General features: G+C 65.0%; 21 protein-coding genes. 13 read left to right on the plus strand and 8 right to left on the minus strand.

The features are described from left to right. Both ACNJ7K_RS15810 and ACNJ7K_RS15815 read left to right on the plus strand, forming a co-directional pair. Nucleotides 1–2,037, plus strand: coding sequence for an acetyl/propionyl/methylcrotonyl-CoA carboxylase subunit alpha (locus ACNJ7K_RS15810; protein WP_487041902.1), 2,037 nt, complete (start codon nt 1–3; stop codon nt 2,035–2,037). Next, entirely contained in the window at nt 2,034–2,813 is a 780-nt protein-coding gene (locus ACNJ7K_RS15815; protein ID WP_487041903.1) for an enoyl-CoA hydratase family protein, read from the plus strand. Before ACNJ7K_RS15810 ends, ACNJ7K_RS15815 begins: the two co-directional genes overlap by 4 nt. 37 nt (nt 2,814–2,850) lie before the next feature. On the opposite strand, the gene ACNJ7K_RS15820 is transcribed toward ACNJ7K_RS15815, so the two are convergent. Beyond that, on the minus strand, nt 2,851–3,777 hold the full coding sequence (locus tag ACNJ7K_RS15820; RefSeq protein ID WP_120282685.1) for an SDR family oxidoreductase: 927 nt from the start codon (nt 3,775–3,777) through the stop codon (nt 2,851–2,853). A 470-nt stretch (nt 3,778–4,247) separates the two neighbouring features. On the opposite strand from ACNJ7K_RS15820, the gene ACNJ7K_RS15825 reads away from it, so the two are divergent. The 4 genes from ACNJ7K_RS15825 (at nt 4,248) to ACNJ7K_RS15840 (ending at nt 9,135) form a co-directional block, all read left to right on the plus strand. Beyond that, entirely contained in the window at nt 4,248–4,658 is a 411-nt protein-coding gene (locus tag ACNJ7K_RS15825; protein ID WP_455409103.1) for a LapA family protein, read from the plus strand. A 79-nt stretch (nt 4,659–4,737) separates the two neighbouring features. Next, nucleotides 4,738–5,868, plus strand: coding sequence for a carboxylate-amine ligase (locus ACNJ7K_RS15830; RefSeq protein ID WP_487041904.1), 1,131 nt, complete (start codon nt 4,738–4,740; stop codon nt 5,866–5,868). Nucleotides 5,869–5,998: 130 nt separating this feature from the next. Then, nucleotides 5,999–7,396: an FAD-dependent oxidoreductase gene (locus tag ACNJ7K_RS15835; protein ID WP_487041905.1), complete on the plus strand. Its 1,398-nt coding sequence runs from the start codon at nt 5,999–6,001 to the stop codon at nt 7,394–7,396. Between the two features lie 422 nt (nt 7,397–7,818). Further along, on the plus strand, nt 7,819–9,135 hold the full coding sequence (locus tag ACNJ7K_RS15840) for a cytochrome P450 (RefSeq protein ID WP_487041909.1): 1,317 nt from the start codon (nt 7,819–7,821) through the stop codon (nt 9,133–9,135). A gap of 78 nt (nt 9,136–9,213) precedes the next feature. Here ACNJ7K_RS15840 and ACNJ7K_RS15845 read toward each other — a convergent pair whose 3' ends face one another. Beyond that, entirely contained in the window at nt 9,214–9,774 is a 561-nt protein-coding gene (locus ACNJ7K_RS15845) for a TetR/AcrR family transcriptional regulator (RefSeq protein WP_120282690.1), read from the minus strand. Between the two features lie 238 nt (nt 9,775–10,012). Between ACNJ7K_RS15845 and ACNJ7K_RS15850 the strand changes: the two genes are divergently transcribed. After that, nucleotides 10,013–10,975, plus strand: coding sequence for an alpha/beta hydrolase (locus ACNJ7K_RS15850; protein WP_487041906.1), 963 nt, complete (start codon nt 10,013–10,015; stop codon nt 10,973–10,975). A gap of 191 nt (nt 10,976–11,166) precedes the next feature. Next, the gene (locus ACNJ7K_RS15855) at nt 11,167–11,694 is read left to right on the plus strand and encodes an ester cyclase (protein WP_487041907.1); all 528 of its coding nucleotides are present in this window, start codon (nt 11,167–11,169) and stop codon (nt 11,692–11,694) included. A 305-nt stretch (nt 11,695–11,999) separates the two neighbouring features. Here ACNJ7K_RS15855 and ACNJ7K_RS15860 read toward each other — a convergent pair whose 3' ends face one another. Then, nucleotides 12,000–12,281: a hypothetical protein gene (locus ACNJ7K_RS15860; protein WP_268653652.1), complete on the minus strand. Its 282-nt coding sequence runs from the start codon at nt 12,279–12,281 to the stop codon at nt 12,000–12,002. A 205-nt stretch (nt 12,282–12,486) separates the two neighbouring features. Between ACNJ7K_RS15860 and ACNJ7K_RS15865 the strand changes: the two genes are divergently transcribed. The 3 genes from ACNJ7K_RS15865 (at nt 12,487) to ACNJ7K_RS15875 (ending at nt 17,135) form a co-directional block, all read left to right on the plus strand. Beyond that, nucleotides 12,487–12,963, plus strand: a complete 477-nt coding sequence (locus ACNJ7K_RS15865; protein ID WP_120282693.1) for a 5' nucleotidase, NT5C type — start codon at nt 12,487–12,489, stop codon at nt 12,961–12,963. 690 nt (nt 12,964–13,653) lie between these two features. After that, the gene (locus ACNJ7K_RS15870; RefSeq protein WP_081314714.1) at nt 13,654–15,135 is read left to right on the plus strand and encodes a glyceraldehyde-3-phosphate dehydrogenase; all 1,482 of its coding nucleotides are present in this window, start codon (nt 13,654–13,656) and stop codon (nt 15,133–15,135) included. Nucleotides 15,136–15,728: 593 nt separating this feature from the next. Further along, nucleotides 15,729–17,135, plus strand: coding sequence for a selenium-binding protein SBP56-related protein (locus ACNJ7K_RS15875; protein WP_268653654.1), 1,407 nt, complete (start codon nt 15,729–15,731; stop codon nt 17,133–17,135). A 53-nt stretch (nt 17,136–17,188) separates the two neighbouring features. Here ACNJ7K_RS15875 and ACNJ7K_RS15880 read toward each other — a convergent pair whose 3' ends face one another. The 3 genes from ACNJ7K_RS15880 to ACNJ7K_RS15890 form a co-directional block, all read right to left on the minus strand. Then, nucleotides 17,189–17,947, minus strand: coding sequence for a cutinase family protein (locus ACNJ7K_RS15880; protein WP_120282695.1), 759 nt, complete (start codon nt 17,945–17,947; stop codon nt 17,189–17,191). Nucleotides 17,948–18,085: 138 nt separating this feature from the next. Beyond that, a complete protein-coding gene (locus ACNJ7K_RS15885) occupies nt 18,086–18,982 on the minus strand; it encodes an alpha/beta fold hydrolase (protein ID WP_120282696.1) in 897 nt (298 codons plus the stop codon). Next, entirely contained in the window at nt 18,979–19,656 is a 678-nt protein-coding gene (locus tag ACNJ7K_RS15890) for a TetR/AcrR family transcriptional regulator (protein WP_120282697.1), read from the minus strand. The genes ACNJ7K_RS15885 and ACNJ7K_RS15890 overlap by 4 nt, the downstream gene beginning before the upstream one ends. A gap of 130 nt (nt 19,657–19,786) precedes the next feature. Between ACNJ7K_RS15890 and ACNJ7K_RS15895 the strand changes: the two genes are divergently transcribed. Continuing rightward, nucleotides 19,787–20,434: a pyridoxamine 5'-phosphate oxidase family protein gene (locus ACNJ7K_RS15895; protein WP_225623556.1), complete on the plus strand. Its 648-nt coding sequence runs from the start codon at nt 19,787–19,789 to the stop codon at nt 20,432–20,434. Nucleotides 20,435–20,458: 24 nt separating this feature from the next. Here ACNJ7K_RS15895 and ACNJ7K_RS15900 read toward each other — a convergent pair whose 3' ends face one another. Together ACNJ7K_RS15900 and ACNJ7K_RS15905 are read right to left on the minus strand one after the other, a co-directional pair. Then, nucleotides 20,459–21,742 carry a competence/damage-inducible protein A gene (locus ACNJ7K_RS15900; RefSeq protein ID WP_120282699.1) on the minus strand — a complete coding sequence of 428 codons (1,284 nt, stop codon included), beginning with the start codon at nt 21,740–21,742 and terminating at the stop codon, nt 20,459–20,461. 24 nt (nt 21,743–21,766) lie between these two features. Continuing rightward, on the minus strand, nt 21,767–23,239 hold the full coding sequence (locus ACNJ7K_RS15905; RefSeq protein ID WP_487041908.1) for an adenylate/guanylate cyclase domain-containing protein: 1,473 nt from the start codon (nt 23,237–23,239) through the stop codon (nt 21,767–21,769). 77 nt (nt 23,240–23,316) lie between these two features. Between ACNJ7K_RS15905 and ACNJ7K_RS15910 the strand changes: the two genes are divergently transcribed. After that, nucleotides 23,317–24,563, plus strand: a protein-coding gene (locus tag ACNJ7K_RS15910; protein WP_487041251.1) for an IS3 family transposase whose coding sequence is annotated in 2 segments (ribosomal slippage) — nt 23,317–23,647 and nt 23,647–24,563 — 1,248 coding nt in all. Because the reading frame shifts where the segments join, the coding sequence is not laid out codon by codon here. Nucleotides 24,564–24,597: the final 34 nt, after the last annotated feature.

Raw genomic sequence — 24,597 nt, forward strand, 5'->3', positions numbered from 1 at the left:
GTGACCGAATCGACCATCACCACGGTGCTCGTGGCGAATCGCGGCGAGATCGCCCGCCGCGTGTTCGCGTCGTGCCGTCGGGCCGGACTCGGGGCGATCGCCGTGTTCTCCGATGCCGACGCCAACAGTCCGCACGTCGGCGACGCCGATGCCGCCGTGCGACTTCCGGGAGTCACTCCCGCCGAGACCTACCTCGACGGGAAGAAGATCGTCGCCGCTGCGTTGGCGACGGGTGCCGACGCGGTCCATCCGGGTTACGGATTCCTTTCCGAGAACGCACGATTCGCGCGCGCAGTGCTCGAGGCGGGATTGATCTGGATCGGACCGCTTCCCGAGTCGATCGAACGGATGGGCTCGAAGGTCGAAGCCAAGAAGATCATGGCCGACGCCGGTGTCCCTGTTCTCGCCGAACTCGACCCCGCCGACATCACCGACGCCGACCTCCCGGTGCTCGTCAAGGCATCCGCAGGTGGTGGAGGGCGCGGAATGCGGGTGGTGCGGACATTGGCCGACCTGCAGAGGCAACTCGACGCGGCCCGCCGGGAAGCCGGGTCGGCGTTCGGCGACCCGACGGTGTTCTGCGAGCGGTATCTCGAGAACGGGCGGCACATCGAGGTCCAGATCCTCGCGGACCGCTACGGCACGGTGTGGGCGGTGGGCGAACGCGAATGCTCGATCCAACGTCGCCACCAGAAGGTGATCGAGGAGGCACCCTCGCCACTCGTCGACAGGATCGAGGGGATGCGTCCACGCCTGTTCGACGCCGCGCGGCGCGCCGCTCAGGCCATCGGGTACGAAGGCGCCGGCACCGTCGAGTTCCTCGCGGACCGCTCGGGCAAGTTCCACTTCCTGGAGATGAACACGCGGCTGCAGGTCGAACATCCCGTCACCGAATGCACGACCGGGCTCGACCTCGTCGACCTCCAGTTCCGAATCGCCGACGGCAACCCTCTCGACCCCGAACCACCACCCGTGCACGGTCACTCCGTCGAGGCCAGGCTCTACGCCGAGGACCCGGCCCGGGATTGGCAACCGCAGTCCGGCACCGTGCACCGTTTCGCGCTGCCGCAAGAGGCACGTGAATTCGACGTGCTCCGGCACACCGGTGTGCGCGTCGATTCCGGTGTCATCGCGGGATCGGAGGTCGGGGTCCACTACGACGCCATGCTTGCCAAGGTCATCTCGTACGCGCCGACCCGCGACCGCGCTGTGCGTCTGCTGGCGTCGACGTTGACGCGCACCGAGATCCACGGCATCGTCACCAACCGCGATCTCCTCGTCGCGGTGCTCAGGCATCCCGCTTTCGGTGCAGGGGAGACCGACACCGCCTTCTTCGACACCCACGGATTCGCGGAACTGTCGGCCCCGCTCGCCTCCGCGCACGCGGAAGCGGTGTCTGCGATCGCCGCTGCTCTGGCGGAGTCGGCTGCCAACCGCGCCGCTGCCACGGTGAATGTAAGACTGCCCTCGGGATGGCGGAATCTGCCCTCGCAGCCGCAGGTCAAACGATTCTCCGGCGTGCACGGCGACCATGAGGTGCGCTACCGGATCACGCGCGACGGTGTCCACGTCGACGGCGGTGACGACCTCGGCGTCGTCGGCTTCACACCGGATCGGGTGGTTCTGGACGTCGACGGTGTCCGCCGGCATTTCGCTGTGGCGCGGTACGGCGACGCGGTGTACGTCGACTCGTCGCTCGGACCGGTGCGCCTGACCGCGGCGCCGCGCTTCGTCGACCCCACCGCCCGGATCGCTGCCGGATCACTACTCGCGCCCATGCCGGGATCGGTGATCAGGCTCGGCGCTGCCGTCGGCGATGTGGTGGACGCGGGCCAACCTCTCGTATGGCTCGAAGCGATGAAGATGGAGCACACCGTCACCGCACCCACCGGCGGCACCGTCACGACGCTCGCCGTCGAGGTCGGCGATCAGGTCGCCGTCGGTGCCGTCCTCGCTGTCGTCATGCCCCACGGCGAGTCCGCACCGGTCGAGAGCCCCGACGGTAAAGAGGGACACCACATCGAGGAGTTGTCATGACCGAACCCGATCCGGTGGTGGTGCGCTACATCGTCGACCACGGCACTGCGACACTGACCCTCGACTCACCGCACAACCGCAACGCTCTATCGGTACCGCTGCTGACCCAACTGAGCCGCGGACTCGTCGACGCGGCCGCCGATCCCGACGTCCGCGCGGTCGTCCTCACCCATACCGGTGGAACATTCTGCGCCGGAGCGGATCTGAGCGGATCTTCCGGATCCGCGCAGGAGACGGCTGCCGCACGTACCCGCGACATGACGGCCTTGCTCCGGCAGATCCTGGAGCTCCCCAAGCCGGTCCTGGCCCGCATCGACGGGCACGTCCGCGCCGGCGGTATGGGTCTGATCGGGGCCTGCGACATCGTCGTCGCCGGGCCGGCGTCGACGTTCGCACTTACCGAGGCACGGCTCGGTCTGGCCGCGTCGATCATCTCTTTGACCGTGCTCCCGCGATTGTCGCCGCGCGCGGCGGCACGGTACTTCTTGACCGGCGAACGGTTCGGTCCCGAGGAGGCGTGCTCCGAGGGTCTCGTCACCCTGACGGTGGCCGATACCGGAGCTGTCCTGGTGGAGTTGCTCGCGGAGATCCGTGCATGCTCACCGCAGGGTCTGGCCGAATCGAAACGTCTGGTCACGCAGCGGATCCTCGAGGACTTCGATCGTTACGGAGACGACCTGGCAGCGCGTTCGGCACGGATGTTCGGTTCCGAGGAAGCCGCGGAGGGGATGACGGCGTTCCTGCAGAAGCGGCGCCCGTGGTGGGACATTCGGTGACGTCGTGTCACCCGAGGATGCGACGGCGATTCGAAGGTCAGCGCGTCCCGTCCATCCGGGATTCGCCTCCGGCGGGAGAAGCGGATCCGGGCGGGGTAGTGCGAGCACTGGTGCTGCGACCGAGTTCGGAGACCTGATGGTCCATGGTCGCCAGGAACGATCCGTACCTTGCCAGCATCACTCGCTCGGCGGGGCGGGACGACACGATCGGTTTGAGCCAACGCATCGTCGCGATCCACCGCGGCACGTACACGCGCCGCTTGCGTGTCGCCAACGCTGACACGAACGCGTCCGCACACACTTCGACGGGCAGAGTCTTGGAAAGAAGAGCAGGCAAGCCCGCGAGCATCGAGGAGAAGACCGGCAAGTCTGCTCGTATGTCCTGGATCATCGGAGTGTCGATCCACCCCATATGTGCCGAGCCGACCTCGACACCGTACGGCGCGACCTCGAGACGAAGCGCTGAGACGAAGTGCTCGTTTCCGGCCTTGCTCGCGTCGTACGCGGCCATTCCTGGAGCAGGCAGAAAAGCAGCGGCGGACGACACGACCAGGATGTAGCCTCGACGCTCGACTACCGATGGAAGCACAGCGCGAATGGTGTTGAAGACCCCGATCAGGTTGACCTCGATCACGCGAGCGAAAGTGGCCGGATCGATTTGGGCCACCGAGCCGTAACTGGTCATACCGGCGTTTGCCAACACCAGATCAATGCCCCCGAAGCGATCCACGCCGGCGGACACCACCCGCTCGACAGCGTCGAGATCGCAGACGTCGGCAACCGCGGCGACCACCTTCTCCGCACCGAGTTCGGCTTCGAGTTCGCGCAACGGTTCGGCATCGCGATCAACCAGTACGAGGTGGACGCGTTGGCGGGCCAGAGCGCGCGCCGTATGCGCACCGATTCCCCTGGCCGCCCCCGTGACCAGTGCGACCTTCCCCTCCAGAGCGGAGGTGATGTCCATTACACGACGATAAGCGCACTTTGCGGATCGAGGAAGAGCCAACGTCCCGTCTTCGACAGCTACCTCTCGCGTACCTGCGCGCCGTTTGAAGCCATCGAAACTTGCGTGGGGTGCGACGGTCGCGCGTATCACTGTGGACACGAACACCGAAGGTTGCTCCTACGATCTGTATTTCGCACTGGAGTTCATGCAGCACACCGGATCGTTCACAGCGCGCGGCGCGCAGGACTTCATCCGGGCGCACCGTGAACAGGGAGCCCTGCCCTTGCCGGCGTCACGATCGCGTCCGGCGCAATTCTTTACGGAGCGAATACCGATCCGGCCGACCTCGTATCGGGTAGATGACCGCTCTTTGTTGCACCTCGTCGGAGGGGTTCCTCCGACCACCGCGTCGCCGATTCCACGCCGGCCTTGTAGGTGATGCAGTTCGGATGGGATAACCGCAACGGGATAGGGGTACTCCACCGAGCATGACGACCAGCTCGAAGGGCCCCGGTGATTCGAACTCCGACTTCTCTCCGTCCGCGCGGCGTAGCGATACTCCGGTCCCCCCATCCGGCGTGACACCGGATCCGGACGCTTCCAGCAGGCTGCATCCCGACGTCGCCCGTGGGAAAGGCATCAGGGGCACCCGTACCGGGGCGTTGTGGACCGCTCTGATCGTCGGTATGTTGATCCTGCTGTTGCTGTTGGTGTTCATCCTGCAGAACCTGGACAGCGTCACCCTCGAATTGTTCGCGTGGGACTTCTCATTGCCGCTGGGGGTGGCATTGCTGTTTGCTGCGATCGCCGGAGCAGTGATCGTCGGACTCGCCGGCGGTCTGCGAATCTTGCAGCTCCGCCACGCTGCCAACCGGCAACGCGCACGTACCGTCCGGTAAGTCAGATCCCCGGCTGCAGTACACCCTCGCCGGCCGCACTTCCTTCGTAGAGTGAATGACCTCGAGTGGGGAGAACGCCATGGCCGCCACAGGACCGATCAACACCTCTCCTGTGCGCGGCGGGGTGGCGGCAACGATCGGCGTCGAAGAGGAATTCGTCCTGGTCGATCCCCGTACCGGTCGTCCCCTCCTGCGCAGTCTCGACGTGATCGAGGCCGGGCGCGCACTCGGCATCGAGCTCGAGGTCGAGCTCTCCCCATGTCAGGTCGAGACCGCCACTGCGGTATGTACACACCCGCAGGATCTACGCGAACAGCTGCGCCGCTCCCGCGCGACGGCCGCCGACGCCGCAGCGCGCGCAGGATGCCGGCTCGTCGCGGTCGGAACCCCGATCTTCGAACCTTCGAGCGGCTCGGTCACCGCCACGCCGCGCTACCAACGCATGGCCCAGCACTATGGTGGCGTCGCCGACGGCGTGATCTGCGGATGCCACGTGCATATCGGTGTCGACGATCGTGACCGCGCGGCCCAGCTGATCAACCATCTGCGTCCGTGGCTTCCCACTCTGCTGGCGCTGACCGCGAATTCCCCGATCGCCGACGGTCGGGACACCGGTTATGCCAGCTGGCGATACCTGCGATGGGGGCGCTGGCCGAGCGCGGGAGTGCCCCCGCAGTGCGCCTCGGCCGCGGAATACGACGCGGCGGTCGAATCGCTGCTCGCCACCGGCACGATCCTGGACCCTCGAATGGTCTATTGGGATGTGCGGATCTCCGCGCGGCATCCGACCCTCGAGATCCGCATCGCGGATGTCCCCGCGACCGTCGAGGAGACCGTCACGCTGGCCACCTTGGTGTATGAATTGGTCGCCCAGGCGACGGCGTCGATCGAACGCGGTGAGGCGGCGCCTTCGGTCGATCAGGAGCTGCTGCGCGCGGCGTGCTGGAGAGCCGCTCGGGACGGTCTGGCCGGGCACGGCATCGATCTCGGGTCTGCGCAGTTGGTTCCGGCCGTCGACCTGCTCCGCCGACTGCTCGCTCAGCTCCGGCCGGACCTGGAGGAGTTCGACGCCTATCGCTCCGTGCACGACGCCCTGGCGGTGACCCTGGACCGAGGCAACGGCGCGATCCGGCAACGTCGCATCCTCGAGTGCGGGGGGTCCTTCACCGATGTGGTTGCCGACGCGACGCGGCGCACGGTGGAGAATTGACCCTCGGCCGTGGTTGCTGACAGTGCCCGGAACGCCCCTGTTGCTACACCGTGGCGCGAGCTCGAATCGGATCGCATACCCCCCGGTTGAGGGATGGTTCTCGACCCGGCGGCGGCAACACACTGAAGTCATGACTGAGATCAGGAACTCGACTGCGGTAGTGATCGGTGCCGGAGTGGGGGGATTGCTGGCCGCCCGTGCGCTCAGCGACCGCTTCGATCGAGTGATCGTCGTCGAGCGCGATACGTTGCCGAAAGCGCCGAGTGCACGGCGATGTGTGCCGCAGGGTTGGCATGCACACGCCTTGACCGTGCGAGGCAAGGAGATCATGAATGAATTGTTCCCCGGCTTCGTCGAGGAATTGATCGACCACGGTGCACCAACAGGAGATCAGCTGTCTGACGTCCGGTTGGTCTTGGACGGTCACCGCTGGGCGCGAGGTAGGTCGGGGGTCCGTCCGGTGCTCGTCAGCCGCCCGTTCCTCGAGGGACATCTACGCACTCGGCTGGAGGCGGTCTCCAATGTGGAGATCATCGACCGGTGTTCGGTCCACGCGATCTCTGTCGATCCGGTGGACCGCACCGTGACCGGAGTGTTGGTGTACGACGAAGAAGACGGTGCGAAGAGCCGGCCTATCCCCGCGGATCTGCTCGTCGATGCTTCGGGTCGCAGTTCGAAGGTGCACAAGTTCCTCGAGTTGGAGGGATTCCCGGCACCTGAAGAGGAGCGAATGCCCATTCATCTCACCTACGCCACTCGCCGCTATCGACGAGAGCCGACACATCTACAGGGTGATATCGGTCTGCTCGTCGGCGCGACTCCGAGCAACCCTCGAAGTGGGTATCTGCTGGCGCAGGAGGGCAACAGTTGGATCGTGACGCTGGCCGGTTACGGTGACCATGCGCCGCCACTCGACGAGGATCGATTCGTCGACTTCGCGGCTTCGCTACCTGCGCCGGAATTGGCCGAGCTACTGCGCAACGCCGAGTCGCTCGGTCCCGCGGTTCACTATCGGATTCCCTCCACTGTGCGTCGGCAGTTCACGGGTTCCCGACTCCCCAGGGGATATCTACCGTTCGGTGACACCATCTGCAGTTTCAATCCCGTGTATGGCCAGGGGATGAGCGTCGCGGCTATGGAAGCGCTCGTTCTTCGTGAGTGTTGTGCTGAGAACAACGACACGCTGGCGTACCGCTTCCTGCGCGGAATCGAACCTATCCTCGACGAGGCATGGTCGATGTCTGCAGACTCGGATCTGCGGATGCCTTTCGTGGAAGGAGATCGGTCCGTGCAGACGAGGCTGATGAACGCCTACCTGGGCTTGCTGTATCGGGCCGGTGTCAACGACCCCCAGGTGGGGGCTGCGTTCGCGCGGGTCGCCCATCTTCTCGACCGTCCTGAGTCGCTGATGCGCCCAATGATGTTCGCGCGCGTGATGTGGGGGAGTGCGCGCCTTGGTTTATCGGCGAAATCGGGTGACCGCGACTCTGTGTCGGGCACTTTCGCACGACAGCGAGTGGTGTCGTAGGGAGTGACACGTAACATGTTGCCACCGTATCGGATCAGCGATTGTTGTCCGTGACGTATGCCGAGCGGTCTCGACGGGTCGCGGCAGTGAATCGCCCGGGTGACACATTGTCTCGTCGAGATAACGCGTGCAAACACAACAGAAATCGCTTACGTATCGTGCCGACGGTGGCGATAGCCGGACGCGGACGTCTTGGACCGTGCCACCGTGTTGCGGTTCCGCAGCTACTGCGCCGTTCTGACGCGTGCTCCCGTATTGACTGGTTGCACGCGTCGAATTCGTGTTCATTCCCTGTCAAATCGGATGTGGCGGAAAGAAAATCGAGATTTGGTCTGGTGTGGTCGCGCGTTCGGAGGGACACTTGACTCATGGCCAGGACAGCCGAACAGGCCCAGAACTCTCCTCTCCCGCCCACCGTGTCGATGCCGTGGATCGACCGCATCCGAGCACTTCGCAAGTTCGATACCGGTCCCGAAACGTTCCGTGATGCCGGAGGGCCGGTCACCCTTGTTCGTACCGGTCCCGGACGATGGACGCCGACGTTCGCCATCGTCACGTCACCGCAGGGCGCTCACGATGTGCTCGGCGGCGCCGACGGTGCCTTCGACAAGGAGACAGAGCTTTTCGTCCAGGCACGGCTGTGGGGCGGTAAGAACGTGTTCAATCTTCCTCACGACCCGTGGGTGCCTCGTCGACGAGCGCTGCAACCGTTGTTCACGAAACAACACGTAGCCCTCTACGCCGATCGTATGGCAGAAACTGCCGACGCTATGGCGACGGAGTGGCTCGAGCGCGGCACGGTCGACCTCGATCGGGAAACGCGAAGGCTGACCTTGCGAGTGCTCGGACGATCGTTGTTCGGGATCGACCTCAGCGGGCGGGCCGACACCCTCGGGCCGCATCTCACCCGAGCACTGCAGTTCGTCACCCGTCGCGGATTGCAGCCTGTGCGGGCCCCGGCCTGGATGCCGACTCCCGCCCGGCACCGGTTCCACAAGTCCATGATGGTCATCACCGAAGCGCTCGAGGAAGCGATGGCGGACGCGCGCACCGGGTCCGAGACCAGCGCCGAATTGATTCGACGATTCTTCCAACTCGCCGATCCAGCGACCGGTATGCCGTTCAGTGATGAGGACATTCGAAATGAGCTGTTCGCCTTCCTGTTCGCTGGTCACGACACCACCGCCACCACGCTGACGTACAGCCTGTGGCAATTGGGCCGTAACCCGGAGATGCAGGATCGTGTGGCGGAGGAAGGTAGTGCAGTCGGTGATCGTCCTCTACAGGCAGCCGATATCGGCCGCTTGCCGTACACCGTGCGGGTGCTCCATGAAGCATTGCGGATGTGTCCTCCAGGGGCGATAGTGGCGCGGAGGGCGATGCGGGACGTCGAGGTAGACGGTTACCGAATCCCGGCCGGAACGAATGTGGCGGTGGGAATTTACGCGTTGCATCACGACATTACGCTCTGGGAACATCCGGAACGCTTCGATCCGGATCGGTTCGACCGGGAGCGATCATCGCCACCCCCGCGCTGGCAGTATCTGCCGTTCGGTGGAGGGCCCCGTACCTGCATCGGTGACCACTTCGCCATGCTCGAAGCTACTCTGGCTCTGGCCGGAATCGTCCGAAGGGTGCGGACCGAGTCCCTTGCAAACGACTTCGCAGTGGTTACACCTTTCACCCTCGTTGCCGCCGGACCCGTTCCGGCACGGATGCAGGCGAGAACCGTTGCTTGAGTTCGCTACTCGTGGTTGGAGGCCCGGATTCAACCGGGCTTTCCGTCCCGGCTCGTTCTCGTGGCGACGTGCCTGGTGCTACTTACCGGCCAGTGCGGAGTTGATGAGGATTTCTGCTGCGGCACGTGCCTGTGCCGCAGCATCCGTCGTGCCGGCGATCGCCGCGGTGGTCTGAGCGCCTTCGGCGAGGATGGCGAGCTGAGGAGCGAGAGAGTCGGGTGCACCGGCCTCGGCGACGAGGCGCGCAACGTAGCGCTGGAAATCGGCCTTGTGCTCGCGCACGATCTCAGCGACGCGCGGGTTCGCCGACCCGAGTTCCCCGAAGGCGTTGATGAATCCGCAGCCGCGGAAGTGAGGGTCCGCGAACCAGTCGCTCAAGAAGTCGTACACGGCCAGCAGGCGAGCTGCCGGGTCGGCGATCGCGTCGACCTTCGCTTCGACCCCCTTGGTCCACATCTCGTGACGGCCGGCGAGGACGGCCGCGATCAACTCGTCCTTCGAGGGGAACTCCTTGTAGAGCGCGCGTAGCGACACCCCGGCGGCATCGCGCACGGCGTCCATGCCAACCTGGCCGAAGCCGCGGCTGTAGAAGAGTGCATCGGCGGTTTCGACGATGCGGGTACGGGTCTCTTCGTTCACGCCGCCAGTCTACGCACCCTGAGAACGCTGGTTCTCCAGGCCTCGGTCCGGGGCGGCACGGGATCTGCCGATGCATCGTCCACCGCGTCAACTATCGGCGTCCTGCCTCCTCGGGCTGGGTTCCGACGAAATCCTCGGCTCCCTCTTGACGCTGAGAACGGCCGTTCTCTACAGTCGACATCAGAGCGAGAACGGTCGTTCTCGATCTCCGGCTCCACCGATCAAAGGAAGTTCCGTCATGTCCGCGAACCCGAAGAACATCTCCCTCGAGCCGGCCGCCCAAGCGTTCGTCGAGACGACCGCCAATCCGCCGTATCTCTACCAACTCGCTCCCGGAGACGGCCGAAAAGCTGTCGACGGTGTGCAGGACGAACCGATCTTCAAGCCGGCGATCGATGAGGAATGGATCGAGATCCCAGGTGGCCCGACCGGGACGGTCCACGTTCGCATCGTGCGCCCGGCCGGGGTCACCGGCACGCTCCCGGTCATCGTCTACACGCACGGCGCCGGATGGGTCTTCGGCGACGCCCACACCCACGATCGCCTCGTGCGCGACCTCGCCGTGGGTGCGAACGCCGCCGTCGTCTTCCCCGAGTACGACCGCTCACCCGAGGTGCGCTACCCCCACGCGATCGAGCAGGTCTGGGCCACCGCGCAGTGGATCGCGAGCGCCGGCGCCGACAAGAACCTCGACGGCACCCGCCTGGGGGTCGCCGGCGACTCGGTCGGCGGCAACATGACCGCGGCCCTGACCTTGCTCGCCAAGGAACGTGGTGGCATCGACATCACCGCCCAGGTCCTGTTCTACCCGGTCACCGACGCCGCGTTCGACACCGCCAGCTACCACGAGTTCGCCGAGGGATACTTCCTCACCCGCGAGGGCATGAAGTGGTTCTGGGACCAGTACACGACCGACGAGGCCGAGCGCGCCCAGATCACCGCCTCGCCGTTGCGTGCGACCATCGACCAACTCAGCGGATTGCCGCCGGCGCTCGTCATCACGGCCGAAGCCGACGTGCTGCGTGACGAAGGTGAGGCCTACGCCGCCAAGCTCCGTCAGGCCGGTGTCCCCACAACCGCGGTGCGCTATCAGGGCATCATTCACGACTTCGTCATGGTCAACTCTCTGCACGACACGTTCGCCGCGAAGGCCGCAGTTGCGCAGGCTGTTGCTTTCCTCCGGGACGCTCTGCACGCGTAGCCGATTCACGCTGCGGCGCTCGCACGACTTCGAGGCGGGCGCCGCGGCTGTAGTGTCGGGACAGCAGTGGCCTTCCCCGCACTACCCGGCATCGTTGTGGGCGGTCGTTTACGTCCGCGTTCGGATGGGTGAGCGTTAGCCTCGGGAGAGGAAGATTCCGTGCAGTAATACCACCGTGCATGGGAGCAGAGATGCCCGATCACACCATTTCCTCGACTCCGATCGCACCGCCGAACGATGCGTCCAAGACCCAACTCGTGCAGTGGGCGATCGGACGCATCAGCGCCCAGGACCTCGACAGTCTGCGCAACTTCTGGACCGTCGACACCACCGTGTATTTCCCTACCGGGACGTGTCACGGCCACGCCGAAATCGCGGCCTACTTCGAACTGGTCTTCGCCGCTCTCGCCGACTTCACCCTCGAGATCGTCTCGGTCGCCGAGTCCGGACACGATGTTCTCGTCCACTGGCACCTGACCGGGCAGCACGTCGGAGCCTTCATGGGCATCGGCGGCACAGGGCGACACATCGACCTCGAGGGATTCGACCACTTCGTCGTCGAGAACGGACACGTCGTCACCAACACTGTGCGCTACGACCAGATGGAATTCGCCCGTCAGATCAAGTTGTTACCCGCCGACGGATCAGTTGCCGACCGCGCATCGAAGGCTGTCTTCAATGGCGCGACTCGTGCCAGGCACTTTGCCCGCAGACGGTAGGTAGACGACCCGGCCGGCACGGTTACGAGCTGTTCTTCCGCCGAAAGTGCCGCCGCGAAACACCGTCGGCTGAGCCTTCGATCGGTCGATGCATCGGCACGGCGTGCCCTGGCGCCAGGACCCCGTCCGACGGCAGCGAAGGTCCGGTCGGTTGTCGGGAGCATTGAATGCCCGGACGAGTCGAACACCGGTTCCGAACTGGGGCGATTACACGTCCTCCGGGTCTGGGCAGCCTCATTGCCGGCGCTGGGAAACGCACATCCTCGGAGCGGTTTTCATTCGGAGAAATACGTGATCGCCCTTGGTCACGGTGTTTCGCTGAAGTCCTCGGGGATGAAGTCGCGCAGCTGCCCATTGACTACGTATCCACGGTGTTCGAGGGTCTGGAGCGCCTCGATGTGCTCCTCCCGGCTGGTGTCCGGGTGGGTGCGTAGTCCGTCGACGGTCGCCGGGTACCCCGGCCCGTGGCTCATGAGGTCGATCAGGGTCCAGAGTGCGACGGGATCTCCCATGAGGTCTTCACTCCACCGGTGTGGGATGTTGACGCCCTCGGAGGTGGTCATGGGAGGCAGGGTGTTGTCGGTCATGGCTTCGACAGTAGGGCGCAGGAGGCTTCGGGGACAGGGGTCGACCCGACTGGCCAGTACAACGAACCGTCCCACTCGGCGGACTGCCTTCGCGTCGATATGCGGGCCTATGACGGACGGGCCCTTGTGAACCAATGGGCTCAACTCACGCTGATACGCAGGGCATAAGCGCACCGCCCCACGATGCCGCAGGTATTGTCACGACGTGACTGATCGTCGAAAGATCCTCTACGTCGACCTCGACAACACGCTGGTTCACTTCAAGTCCGGAATCGCTCGGCTCGGCGCTGCCGATTTCCAGGAATACCAGGACCGCTTTGACGAGGCACCCGGGATCTTCGCGCTGATGGATCCCATCGACGGTGCGATCGAAGCATTCACACTGCTGGCCGAGCACTTCGATGCGTACATACTCTCGACTGCTCCGTGGAAGAACCCATCAGCGTGGTCGGACAAGCTGCTGTGGGTGCAGAAGCATTTCGGCATCGAGCCCACGTCCGTCGCCTACAAGCGATTGATCCTGTCGCACCACAAGAACCTCAATCACGGAGACTTTCTGGTCGACGACCGCGACCACAATGGCGCGAAGGACTTCACGGGTGAACTGGTCAAATTCGGCAGCGCCGAGTTTCCCGACTGGAATGCGGTAACCGCCCATCTTCTGGCTGCAGTCAGGAACTAGCACCATCTCGCAGGCTGCGGACTGGGTCGAAACGATCAGAAAACCTGCAACGCTCACTAAGCAAGTCTTCCTCGGCACCGTCATTTCTCACGGGTTTGCCGCGTGCAGCAGGGTCATGGCATCGGAACGCGCGAGCCGCGGATTCCCGCAGCTCGGAGTAAGTCCTGGGCTCTGCCCCGGTTGTGTGAAATGACAAGTAGAGCTGTCGGCGGTTCGAAGGTTTTGAGAAGGCCGGAGTTCGGTCGAAAAGTCACCAATATGGGAACTCAGTGACATCTGTCGAAATTCAAGATTTTCTGATGGTTGGGCTGGAGGTCGTATGGCCGACGAACGAGGCAGTTTCAGTGCTCCGATCCGAGTAGGTCGCAGCTGTTTTCCCGCATACCGCCACAATTGTTGTGACTGGCGACACACGAAGCTCGCCGGTTCGTCTACAGCTCCGGGCGTCGACGAAGCCTTCCTATCGGGGGAGAGACGATCAGCTTCACGCACGCGCGGGCACGTTTCGCCTACCGGGCGTCGACCCGTGAGAGCTCTTTCATATGCTTGGCGGTACGCACGCCGTAATCGGCGTCGGTCGCGTACGGTTCCACCGATCCGGACACCGACCGGCGAGTGACGTGCGTCTCGTCTGGGCTGCACCCAACAGCCTGTGACGTGTCAGACGAGCCGGAAAGGCAGAGGAGCGCAGTGAGCACCCCGGAATTGGCACAGTGGAACTCGCAAGAGGCTATTGCGGAAGCAATGATCCCGATCATCGGCGGTCTGCACCGCCGGCATTCGGTCACGATCTTGCTTCACAGCCGCTCCCTCGTGAACAAGTCGGTGATCGGCATTCTGCGGACGCACCGTTTCGCGCGTCAGATCCGCGGCGACGAGTTGTCCGTCGAGGCGACGTTCCCGTTCCTCGAGGCATTGACCGACCTCGACCTGCAGCCGTCGAAGATCGACCTCGGCCTGCTGGTGACGGCTTATCAGGCCGAGGGTGCCGGACGGTCCATCCCGGAGTTCGTCGCTGAGACCCTCTCGGACCTGGTCGGTGGTGCTCAGACGAGCCCCGCGAAGCCGCAGGACGTGGTCCTGTACGGCTTCGGTCGGATCGGTCGCCTCGTCGCCCGTCTGCTCATCGAGAAGGCCGGCTCGGGGAACGGCCTGAACCTGCGCGCTGTGGTGGTGCGGAAGGGCAGCGGTGACGACCTGACCAAGCGTGCGTCTCTGCTGCGTCGCGACTCCGTCCACGGGCAGTTCAACGGCACGATCAAGGTCGACGCCGAGAACAACGCCCTGATCGCCAACGGCAACGTCATCAAGTTCATCTACAGCAACGATCCGGCGAGCGTCGACTACACCGAGTACGGCATCGACAACGCCATCCTGATCGACAACACCGGCATCTGGCGCGACCGTGACGGGCTGTCGAACCACCTTCGCCCCGGTATCGCCAAGGTGGTGCTCACCGCGCCGGGCAAGGGCGATCTTCCGAACATCGTGCACGGCGTCAACCACCGCGCCATCGACCCGGACGAGAAGATCGTGTCGTGCGCGTCCTGCACCACCAATGCCATCGTTCCGCCGCTGAAGACCATGGACGACAAGTTCGGTGTGGTGCGCGGCCACGTCGAGACGGTGCACTCGTTCACGAACGACCAGAACTTGCTGGACAACTACCACAAGGCCGACCGTCGCGGTCGTTCCGCGCCGTTCAACCTGGTGCTCACCGAGACCGGCGCGGCCTCGGCGGTCGCGAAGGCGCTTCCGGATCTGAAGGCGAAGATCACCGGCAACTCGATCCGCGTTCCTACGCCGGATGTGTCCGTCGCGATCCTTCACCTCCAGCTGACTCGTGAGACCACCAAGGAAGAGGTGCTCGAGCACCTGCACCAGGAGTCGCTCACCGGTGCGCTGCGCCGCAACCTCGACTACACCTCGGCCACCGACGCAGTGTCGAGCGACTTCATCGGTTCGCGCGCGGCGTGCATCATCGACGCCAATGCAGCGATCGTCGACGGCGATACCGCCATTCTTTACGTCTGGTACGACAACGAGTTCGGCTACTCGTGCCAGGTGGTGCGTACCGTCCAGTACCTGTCGGGTGTGGAATACCCCGTCTATCCCATCACGGAAGCCGGCCCCGTGGAGCATGTCGAGGAACCGGCCGCTGCACAGGCATAGCAGTCCTGCACGGATTGCAGTAACGACAGTTCTCCAGGGACTTGTCGACGAGGGAACCCATCCTTGCTCGAGGATGGGTTCCCTTTTGCGTTGGGCCGTTGGTGGCGTCGAGGAGGAGTAGCGGCCGTCGAAACTCGGGGGAGGTTGTGTGCGGTTCCGGTGAAGAACTCGCACAGAACCTCCCCTTATTTCGTCACTTTTTCGCCGTGCCGCTGCAACCAGACCTTCCCGGCCGGGATGTGGCCGATCGCATGGTGTTCGACGACGTTGACGGCGAGGCGACCCACCGGATACCACGGCGGACGCAGCGGGACCTTCAGTGCGAGGGCCCCGGACGGGCCGAGACGTGTTGTCGTGAGCGACAGTCCGCGTTCGCATCTGTACCTGCGACGCGACGCGTGGAAGCACGGATACCGGGTGTGGAGCGGGAGTTCTACCAGCGACCTGGCGCGCGTAGCTGTTCTCGTCGGCGGCGGGGGAGGACAAGCCATCATTCGGAGCCCTGCGCGCTCCCGTGAGTTCACCACGGTTCCGTCCCTCGCGCGATCCTCGTACTCTGACTCGTGGGGTCTCCTCGACGAAGGAGGCTGAAAATGAGTCAGCCGATCACAGACCCGACCTTCTATCGGACAGCGGCAGACGCGGCCGCCGCCCCACCGGAGCGATTGGCCTACGTGGTCGCGTTCGATCGTGCGGCGGACAAACCCGACGCCATGAGCGTGATCGACGTGGATCCCGACTCGGACACCTACGGCCGGGTGGTGGGCTGGACCGAGGTACCCGGGCTGGGCAACGAACTGCATCATTTCGGTTGGAACGCCTGTAGCAGCGCGTTGAAGCACGAGGGCCACGATATGACGGGGTTGGCACGCAGATACCTCATCGTGCCGGGCATCCGCTCGTCGTCCCTGTACGTGCTCGACACCGAGCCCGACCCGCGTCAACCCACCGTGGCCAAAGTCGTGGAGGCTGCCGATCTCGCCGCCAAGGCGGGTTACTCCCGACCGCACACCTTGCACTGTGGACCGGACGGGGTGTTCATGACCTGCCTGGGCGGTGCCGACGGATCGGACGGCCCGGGCGGGATCGCCCTGCTCGATCACGGCACGTTCGATGTGCTCCGGCAGTGGGAGACCGACCGGGGGCCGCAGTATTTCGCGTACGACGCCTGGTGGCATCTCAACCAGAACACGCTGATCAGCAGCGAGTGGGGCACACCGTCGATGATCGAGAACGGGTTGGTGCCCGAGCTGCTACTGGCGAACGAGTACGGCCATGCCATCCACTTCTGGGACCTCTCGACGGGTGCGCACCAGCAGCGAGTGGACCTCGGCGCCCAGTACCAGATGCCGCTCGAACTGCGCCCGTCGCACGACCCCGAGGCCACGTGGGGATTCGTCGGCGTAGTCGTCTCGACCGAGGACCTGTCCGCGTCGGTCTGGCGCTGGCACCGCGGTGACGACGGTTGGGCGGTGGACAAGGTGATCACCATCCCGGCCGAACCGGCAGAGCCGGACCTGCTGCCACCGGCGCTGAAGCCGTTCGGTGCGGTGCCGCCGCTCGTCTCCGACATCGACCTGTCCGTCGACGACGCGTTCCTCTACGTCTCGTGCTGGGGCACCGGCGAGCTCAAGCAGTTCGACGTGCGCGACCCTGCCCATCCGAAGGAGACCGGATCTGTCCGACTCGGCGGGATCGTCGGCCGCCGCGCCCATCCGGCGGTACCGAGCGAGCCGCTGGCCGGTGGTCCGCAGATGGTCGAGATCAGCCGGGACGGCAAGCGGGTCTACGTCACCAACTCCCTGTACGGGGCCTGGGACGATCAGTTCTACCCGGACGGGGTCGGCGCCTGGATGGCACTGATGCGCACCGACCCTCGCGGCGGGATGGAGATCGACGACCGCTTCTTCCCACACGGCGACGACTTTCGGGGTCTGCGGGCGCACCAGGTTCGTCTCCAAGGTGGCGACGCGTCCTCGGACTCCTACTGCTATCGATAACGACCGAGTCGGACCCGATTCCACCCGCGCGGCCGACTTCCGGCCCGACTCGGTCAGGGCTGGTAGTCGGGGTACTTCGTATGCAACTGGAAGTATCCCGTCACGTTCTCCCGGAGCCAGTCCTTGCCGTCCTCGGGTGTGCGACCGTCGCAGATCGCGTCGCCTTCGATGCAGACTCGCTCGACACGAATCTCACCGAAGTCGTTCCGGCCGCCGCCGAGCGTCACGCCAGGAGCGACGGGACCCGGGAACAGGGTCTCGACGCCGCGGTCGTCGCGGGGATCGGAGTAGAGGATGCCCGAGATCCGTTCGGGGGGAACGGACCCGTCGGCTGCAATCTCGGCGAGAACGTCGCCGGCGATCGAAGCGCCCTGCGAGTAGCCGAGCACCAACAGGTCCGAATCCGGGCAGGTGCTGTGCCGGACGGTGATCGTCTGGCGGAGTCGCTGATGCCCGATCTGCTTCGACCTGTCGTATGCGATGGTGCCGTCGTCGTCGATGCCGTCGAAATCGTCGTGCGAGCCGGTCCCCGGCAGCGGCACGACCACTGCGGGGTAACGGATGTGTTCGACCACAGTGCCGGGAGCCTCGAACCGAGCGGAGATCTTCGCCAAGGGGGACTCCGGATCGATCGAGTCGAGGGTCTCGAAGCCACGGGTTCCATCGACGGCGAGGACGTACCGCTCAGGGCAGTTGCGGACCGGGTCGGCCGACGCGGAACCGACCGGACCCGCGACGTTCAGTCCTGCGGTGAGCAGACCTGCGGCGAGCAGACCGACGGTGCGTGTGCGTCTGCGATCGATCCGGGACATGCGCGATTCTCCTCGTGTGCCCCCGACAGACAACAGTTGACGCCGATAATAGCGATGTCTTATTTGTTCGGCCTGTTAGGGATGCGCGCTTTTCGGTGATCATGCTCACCTCGGTCGGAAACTCCGGTGAATTTCCCGTCAGTGCTCGGCGAGGGTGCGGGCGGCCAGCTCGGTGATGAAGCCGGCGATCTCCTCGGGGTTCTCTTCGGCCATGAAGTGGCCGCTGGTGGTGGACTGGTAGGTGAAATCGGGTGCCCAGGCCTGCCACAGCGCTGAGGCGTCGAAGCCCAGCTGAGAGCCCCAGTTCTGGGAGATGACCGCGACGGGCATAGTGAGCTGAGTGCCGCGTTCGCGGTCGGCGAGGTCCATGTCGAGGTCGATGCCGGCGGTAGCTCGGTAGTCGGCCACGATCGAGTCGACAGAGTCGATGGAGCTGGTGACGTAGTGGTCGCGCTCCTCGGGCGTGAAGGTCGTTCCGGTCGGGTCCCACGCGTCGAGGAACGAGCCGAAGAATTCCGGGGCGACTGCGGCGATCATCTTCTCGGGCATCCCTGCGGGCTGGGCCATGAGATAGAGGTGCCAGGCCACCTTCGCGTTCACGCCCTGGAGTACCGCCCAGGTGTCCATCGTGGGCAGGACATCGAGGATGCCGAGACAGTCGACGGCGTCGGGGTGGTCGAGTCCTGTACGGACGGCGACGAGCGCGCCGCGGTCGTGACCGACGAGCCCGAAGTGGTCGAATCCGATCTCACGGGCGAGGGCGACGACGTCGTTCGCCATCGTGCGCTTGGAATAGGTTTCGGGGTTGTCGGCAGGGGGCCGGTCGCTGGCGCCGTAGCCGCGCAGGTCGGGGACGATCACGGTGTGATCGTCGGCGAGTATGTGGGCGACGTGGCGCCACATGTAGTGGGTCTGCGGGAAACCGTGCAGCAGGACGACGGCCGGGCCCTCGCCGCCGATGGCGACATTGAGGTTCACGCCACCGTCCCCGTTGATCGTGCGGTAGGTGAAGTCCTCGATGGTGCAGCGGGTCATGGGGTCTCCGTAGTCGTGGTGGAGGTTTCGGGGTGGCCGGAGAAGATGCCGGCAGGCAGGTCCGTTCGGCCGGCGGACGCGGTGAGCGCCGGAATGACGACCGTGTCGACGAGGGCTTCGAGGTAGGTGTCGTCGACGGTGAGGCCGTTCGCTCGTCGCAGGAGCAGGACGGTGCCCACAACTTCCTCATATGCGAATGGTTGAGCGCCCGTGGGAAGTTCGCCTCGAGCAACGGCATCGTCGAGGACCGCCTGGGGGAGACGCGCGCCTGTCGGGCCGACGGTCTCCTCGATGGCGTCGCACAACTCCGGGTCTTCGAGTCCCGCATGGAGCAGCATGAAGGCGGCGTTGCTGTCGGTTGCGGACATGGTGCGGCTGAGGCGCTGCGCAAGGAGCAGCAGATCGTCGCGAAGTGTTTCGCCGCGCCGAAGTGGGACTGCCGAGGGATGCGCAGGGGCGTCCTTCACGGCTGCGAGCACCATGTCGCGCTTGGACGGCCAACGTCGATACAGCGTTGCCTTCGACGCCTGGCAACGTCGAGCGACCGCCTCGAACGTCACGCCTTCGTAGCCTTCCTCGGCCAGTAGCTCGAGAACGGTGGTGGTGATCCGACGCTCGAGTTCGGCGTCGCGTGGACGTCCGCGTTGCGCAGGCGGTTCATTCGGATACGGCACGTTCCGTATCTTAACTCAGGCAACTCATGTTCGACGAACCTCGAAGTCGATACCCACAACTTCCTGATTGCGGCCGACTGTGATGCACTATCTCGCTGTCGACATAACGGACAACGGCGAGGAGATCGGTATGGGGTCGAGGTATCACCATCTGGCGTTCGGCCCGCAGGCGGTGGCTCGTCAGGAAGCTGCAGGCAGCATCGTTGCCTATGGCGCCGACCTCGACGAACCCGATCAAGGACCTCAATTGTTGGGCGACCGCGAACTCGCTCTCGTACGCGAAAGCTTCCAGTTCCACATGGCGACGGTGACCCCGAGCGGATGGCCCTATGTCCAGTACCGCAGTGGACCCGTCGGGTTCCTGCACCACCTCGGTGGGCAGACGATCGGGTTCGCGGATCACCGAGGCAACCAGCAGTTCGTCTCGGTCGGGAACATCGCGGCCACCGGGAAGGTCGCGCTGTTCCTCGCGGACTTTCCGCTGAAGAGGCGGTTGAAGGTCTTCGGTACCGCGCGGGTGGTCGATGCGGACGACGACCCGCAGCTTCTCGACCGACTGCGCGATCTCGGAGACGGTCGGAGAATCTCGGCGCGATGCGAACGAAGCATCGTCATCGAGGTCGAGGCCTTCGACTGGAACTGCTCACGGAGCCTGATCCCCCAGTACACCGACGAAGCGGTCCGCGCCCGGATCCGTCCCTACATCGACGAGATCAACGACCTCCGAGCCGAAGTGGATTCCCTCCGGGCCCGCTTGGAGGCGGTAGGAGAGAACTGACGGCCGCCGAGGGTCCGCGCAGGCTCAAGCCCGGCCGAGCCGTGCGACAACCAGATGCAGTGCCGCCGTGGTGGTCAGAGTCCTGACCCGTTCGCGGTCTCCGGGGAAACGGCGGGTGACCGTGTACGTCGGTCGTCCCTCGATCGCGACGCCGAAGCACACCGTGCCCACCGGCTTGGCGTCGGTTCCACCGTCGGGGCCGGCGATCCCGGTGGTGGAGACCGCGACGTCGACCTTCAGGCGACGTCGGGCACCCGCGGCCATGGCTGCGGCGACCTGCTCGCTCACCGCGCCGTGCTCCGCGATCATCTCGGCCGGTACGTCGATCAGATCGGACTTCGCGTCGTTGGAGTACGAGACCACGCCACCCATGACATAGGCCGACGACCCGGGACGGTCGGTGAGCCGCGCAGCGACGAGTCCGCCGGTGCACGACTCCGCAGTCGCGATCGTGCGGCCGTCGAGGGCGGCGATCAGCTGGTCGTCGATGGTGGAACCGTCGGTCGAGAATATCTGGCGGCCATGGTGTTCGGTGAGGACATCGAGAAGACGGTGATAGATGCCCGCGTTACCGGAGGCGACCCGCGTCACCATGTCGAGTTCGCCGTGGCGAAGGCAGGTCGTGATCTCGAGGCGATCGAGGCCGGTGATCTCTGCTTCGGCCCGGCGCAGCGTCTCGGCGAGTTGTGCCTCGTGCAATCCGTAGGCACGCACGGTGTGCTGCTGCAGGTCGTCGGCTCGCGACAACACGTTGGCGACCGCAGGGGAGGCGACCGCGCTCGGCCACATCGCCTGCAGCTCACCGGGCGGTCCGGGCAGGATGACGATGGTCGGTACCGGCCGATCGCCGGCGATCGCGGGGATGACCACGCCCGGCGCTGTACCGGTGGGCGGCAGGGCGGTGGCACCGGCGGGCACGTGCGCCTGCTTGCGGATACCGATGCGCGTCGGCCCGGCGTCGAGATCCGGGGTGTCCGGGCGGAAGCGGCGAATGACACCTGCGATGTGTTCTTCGAGTTCGGGATCGAGCAACAGTTCGCGATCGCAGAACTCCGCGACGGTGGGGACTGTGAGGTCATCGGCGGTGGGACCGAGGCCCCCGCTGGTGACGATGAGGTCGACGCCCTGCTCGGCGAGAAAGCGCAGCTGTGCGGTCAGGTCGGCGGGCCGGTCACCGCAGATCGTGATGTGAGCGACGTCGACGCCGAGTCTCAGGAGTTGGTCGGACAACCACGGTCCGTTCTGGTCGGCGATCCTCCCGGTCAGTACTTCGGTCCCGGTCACGATGATTCCTGCACGCACGCTCACGGTGCCGAGCCTAGTCGGCGACGATCATCGTGGGCGCCTCCCTGCTCTGTTGCGACGGTCTGCAAAGCGGGCGAGTTCACGAAGCATGCCGGGAGCCCGGCGCGCCAAGGTCAGTACTGCCCGGTCCGAGACGGTCGGGCGTGGCGGCAGCGCAGGCTGTGCACGACGGGCCCTGGTCGTCGCCCTGAACACCTGCACCTGACCGGGCACACCTTTGAGTCGATGCCTGCCCAGGTCGGTGAAATCGAAATCTCCGCCGACCGCAAGTTCGCGCACCGCCTGTGAGCATCGCACCTCCCCAGGCCCGGAGGAGGCAGCGATCCGCGCTCCGATGTGGACCGTCATTCCGGTCAACCCGGGACCGGCGCGGGTCACCGACCCGACATGCACACCGGACCGCACAGTGAATCCGAGAGTCGATGTGGCTCGGATGATCCGGTGTGCGCACTGCAGCGCGGCCACGGGACCGTCGAACACACTGAGGGTCCCATCGCCCGCGATGCCCACGAGTGTGCCTCCGCCGGCCTCGACCTCCACACGCACGAGTCTGTCGTGGGCGCCCAGCAACCGTGCGAAGCGGCTGTCACCGACCTCCGCGAGCAGATCGGTGGAGCGGACGACATCGGTGAACAGAACCGCGCCCAGAAACCGATCCGCGTCGACCGGATGGTCCGAGCCGCTGACGAGTTCCTCCACGTGGTCGAGAACAGGGATCAGCACTTCACCCAGCGTTGCGCCGACCGGGATCGGCGGCAGCTCGTAGAAGCGGCCGTTCGGAATATCCGCGGCAACTCTGCGGCCGGCCTCTCGGGCGAACAGAGTGTCCGGCTGGTGCAGGACCTTCGTCGGGCATTGGATCGCCGGCAGAATCGAGGAGTAGTTCGCGCGGAGGGCCCACTCGAGATGTTTCTGGGCTGTTCTCGGTGTGGCGGAGCAACGTTCGAGCAGCGCCATGATCCGTCGGTTGTGTGGGACATCGAGGGTCGGGTGCGTCAGGGACGTGAGTTTCCCTTGACCCCAAAATGCGTACGCATCCCGATACGACTCGACGAACCGGTCTCGCTCGTCAGCAGTCCATCCTGGTGGCGGATCGCCGTCGGACAGCAGGGTGTCGGCCCAGGGTTCGGCGAGGATCAGTCCGGAAATTCGGTCGGGGTGCCGAGCGGCTACCAAGGCGAGGGGCCCGCAGGTGCTGGCCGCGCCGACGAGCGTGGCTCGAGAGACCTCGGCGTCGTCGAGCACCGCGACTATGTCGTCGGCCTGCTCCTCGAGCGTGGGGACGTGCTCGACGGGATCGGACAGTCCGAATCCGCGGCGCTGGAAGAACAACGAACGCGCGAAGCGGGCACAACGTTCGAAGTTGTAGTGGAAGTGCGGATCGGTCCACATCAGGTCCGGATGCATCATGTCTTCGAAGAACCACGCGATCGGATGGGGCCCCTCGCCCACGACCTGATACGCCAGTGCGTTGCCGTCGCGCTGGATGTACCGCGTCACGGGCGGATGGGGGTAGCCCCTGGGTGGTGGACACGCTGACACTGGCCCATACTGGCCGGAGAATGCAGGACATCACCATGACGAAGAAGAAGTACTCTGACGAGTTCAAGGCCGACGCCGTGCGACTCTACGAGAGTCGCCCGGAAGTGTCGTACTCGTCGTTGGCCGCGGATCTGGGAGTCGCTCGGGGGTCGTTGAAGACGTGGGTGCACCTGGCGCGTAAGAAGGCCGCGATGGCGCGGTCTGCGCCCGACAAGAGCGTGGGTGCCTCGGAGACACCCGAGGAGCAGTGTGTGCGGATGCAGGCCGAGATCGAGCAGATTCGGGCCCGCAACCAGGCTCTGGTCGCGGAGAACGACAAGCTCAGCGAGGAACGAGACATCCTGCGTAAGGCCACGAAATATTTCGCGGCAGAGACGAACTGGTGATCCGCTTCCGGTTCGTTGACGACCACCGGGACACCCATGAGGTGAAGTGGATGTGCACGGTGCTCGGCATCCACCGGTCGAGCTACTACACGTGGCGAGCCGGAAAGGCGGCTCGGCTTGCCCGCCAGCAGGCCGATGCGGCGCTTGTCGACCGAATACGTGCCCACCACCAGGAATGGGGCCACACCCTCGGTTACCGGCGGATGACCGCCGAACTGGCCGATGATGACGCGGTGCCGGGCACGGTCAATCACAAGCGCGTGGCCAGGTTGATGCGAGTGAACAACATCGTCGGTGTGCACCTGCGTAAACCGAAGAGCACGACGATCAAAGATCCTGGGGCGCAGGTCTTCGAAGACCTGGTCAACCGTGATTTCACTGCAGACGAGCCTGGACGAGTTTTCGTCGGTGACATTACCTATCTTCCGCACAGCGGCGCCGGTGAGTTCCTCTACTTGGCGACCGTGATCGACGTGTGTTCCAGACGGCTCGTCGGCTGGTCGATCGCAGATCACATGCGTACCGAGGTCGTGGAGAACGCGCTCGACAATGCGGCGGCCCGAGGGTCGCTGGAAGGAGCGATTTTCCACTCCGACCACGGCCGTCAATTCACCTCCTCGGACTACCAGGCGACATGTCGCCGGCACGGGGTGCGGCAATCGATGGGCCGGATCGGGTCGAGTGCCGACAACGCGATGGCCGAGTCCTTCAATGCGTCGTTGAAGCGGGAGACGCTTCAGGGCGCGAAACGCTGGCTCGACGAAGCGCAATGCCGCACCGAGGTTTTCCGCTGGATCACTCGATACAACACACGCCGACGGCACTCATCACTGCGGAACCGATCACCACTTGACTTCGAGGTCGACCATGGGTCTACCCTTGATCGGGCCGCCTGACGTACACACCCAGTGTCCACTATCCAGGGGCCAC

The sequence above is a fragment of the Rhodococcus shunpengi genome (assembly GCF_048381395.1).
In the GTDB taxonomy this organism is placed as follows: domain Bacteria; phylum Actinomycetota; class Actinomycetes; order Mycobacteriales; family Mycobacteriaceae; genus Rhodococcus.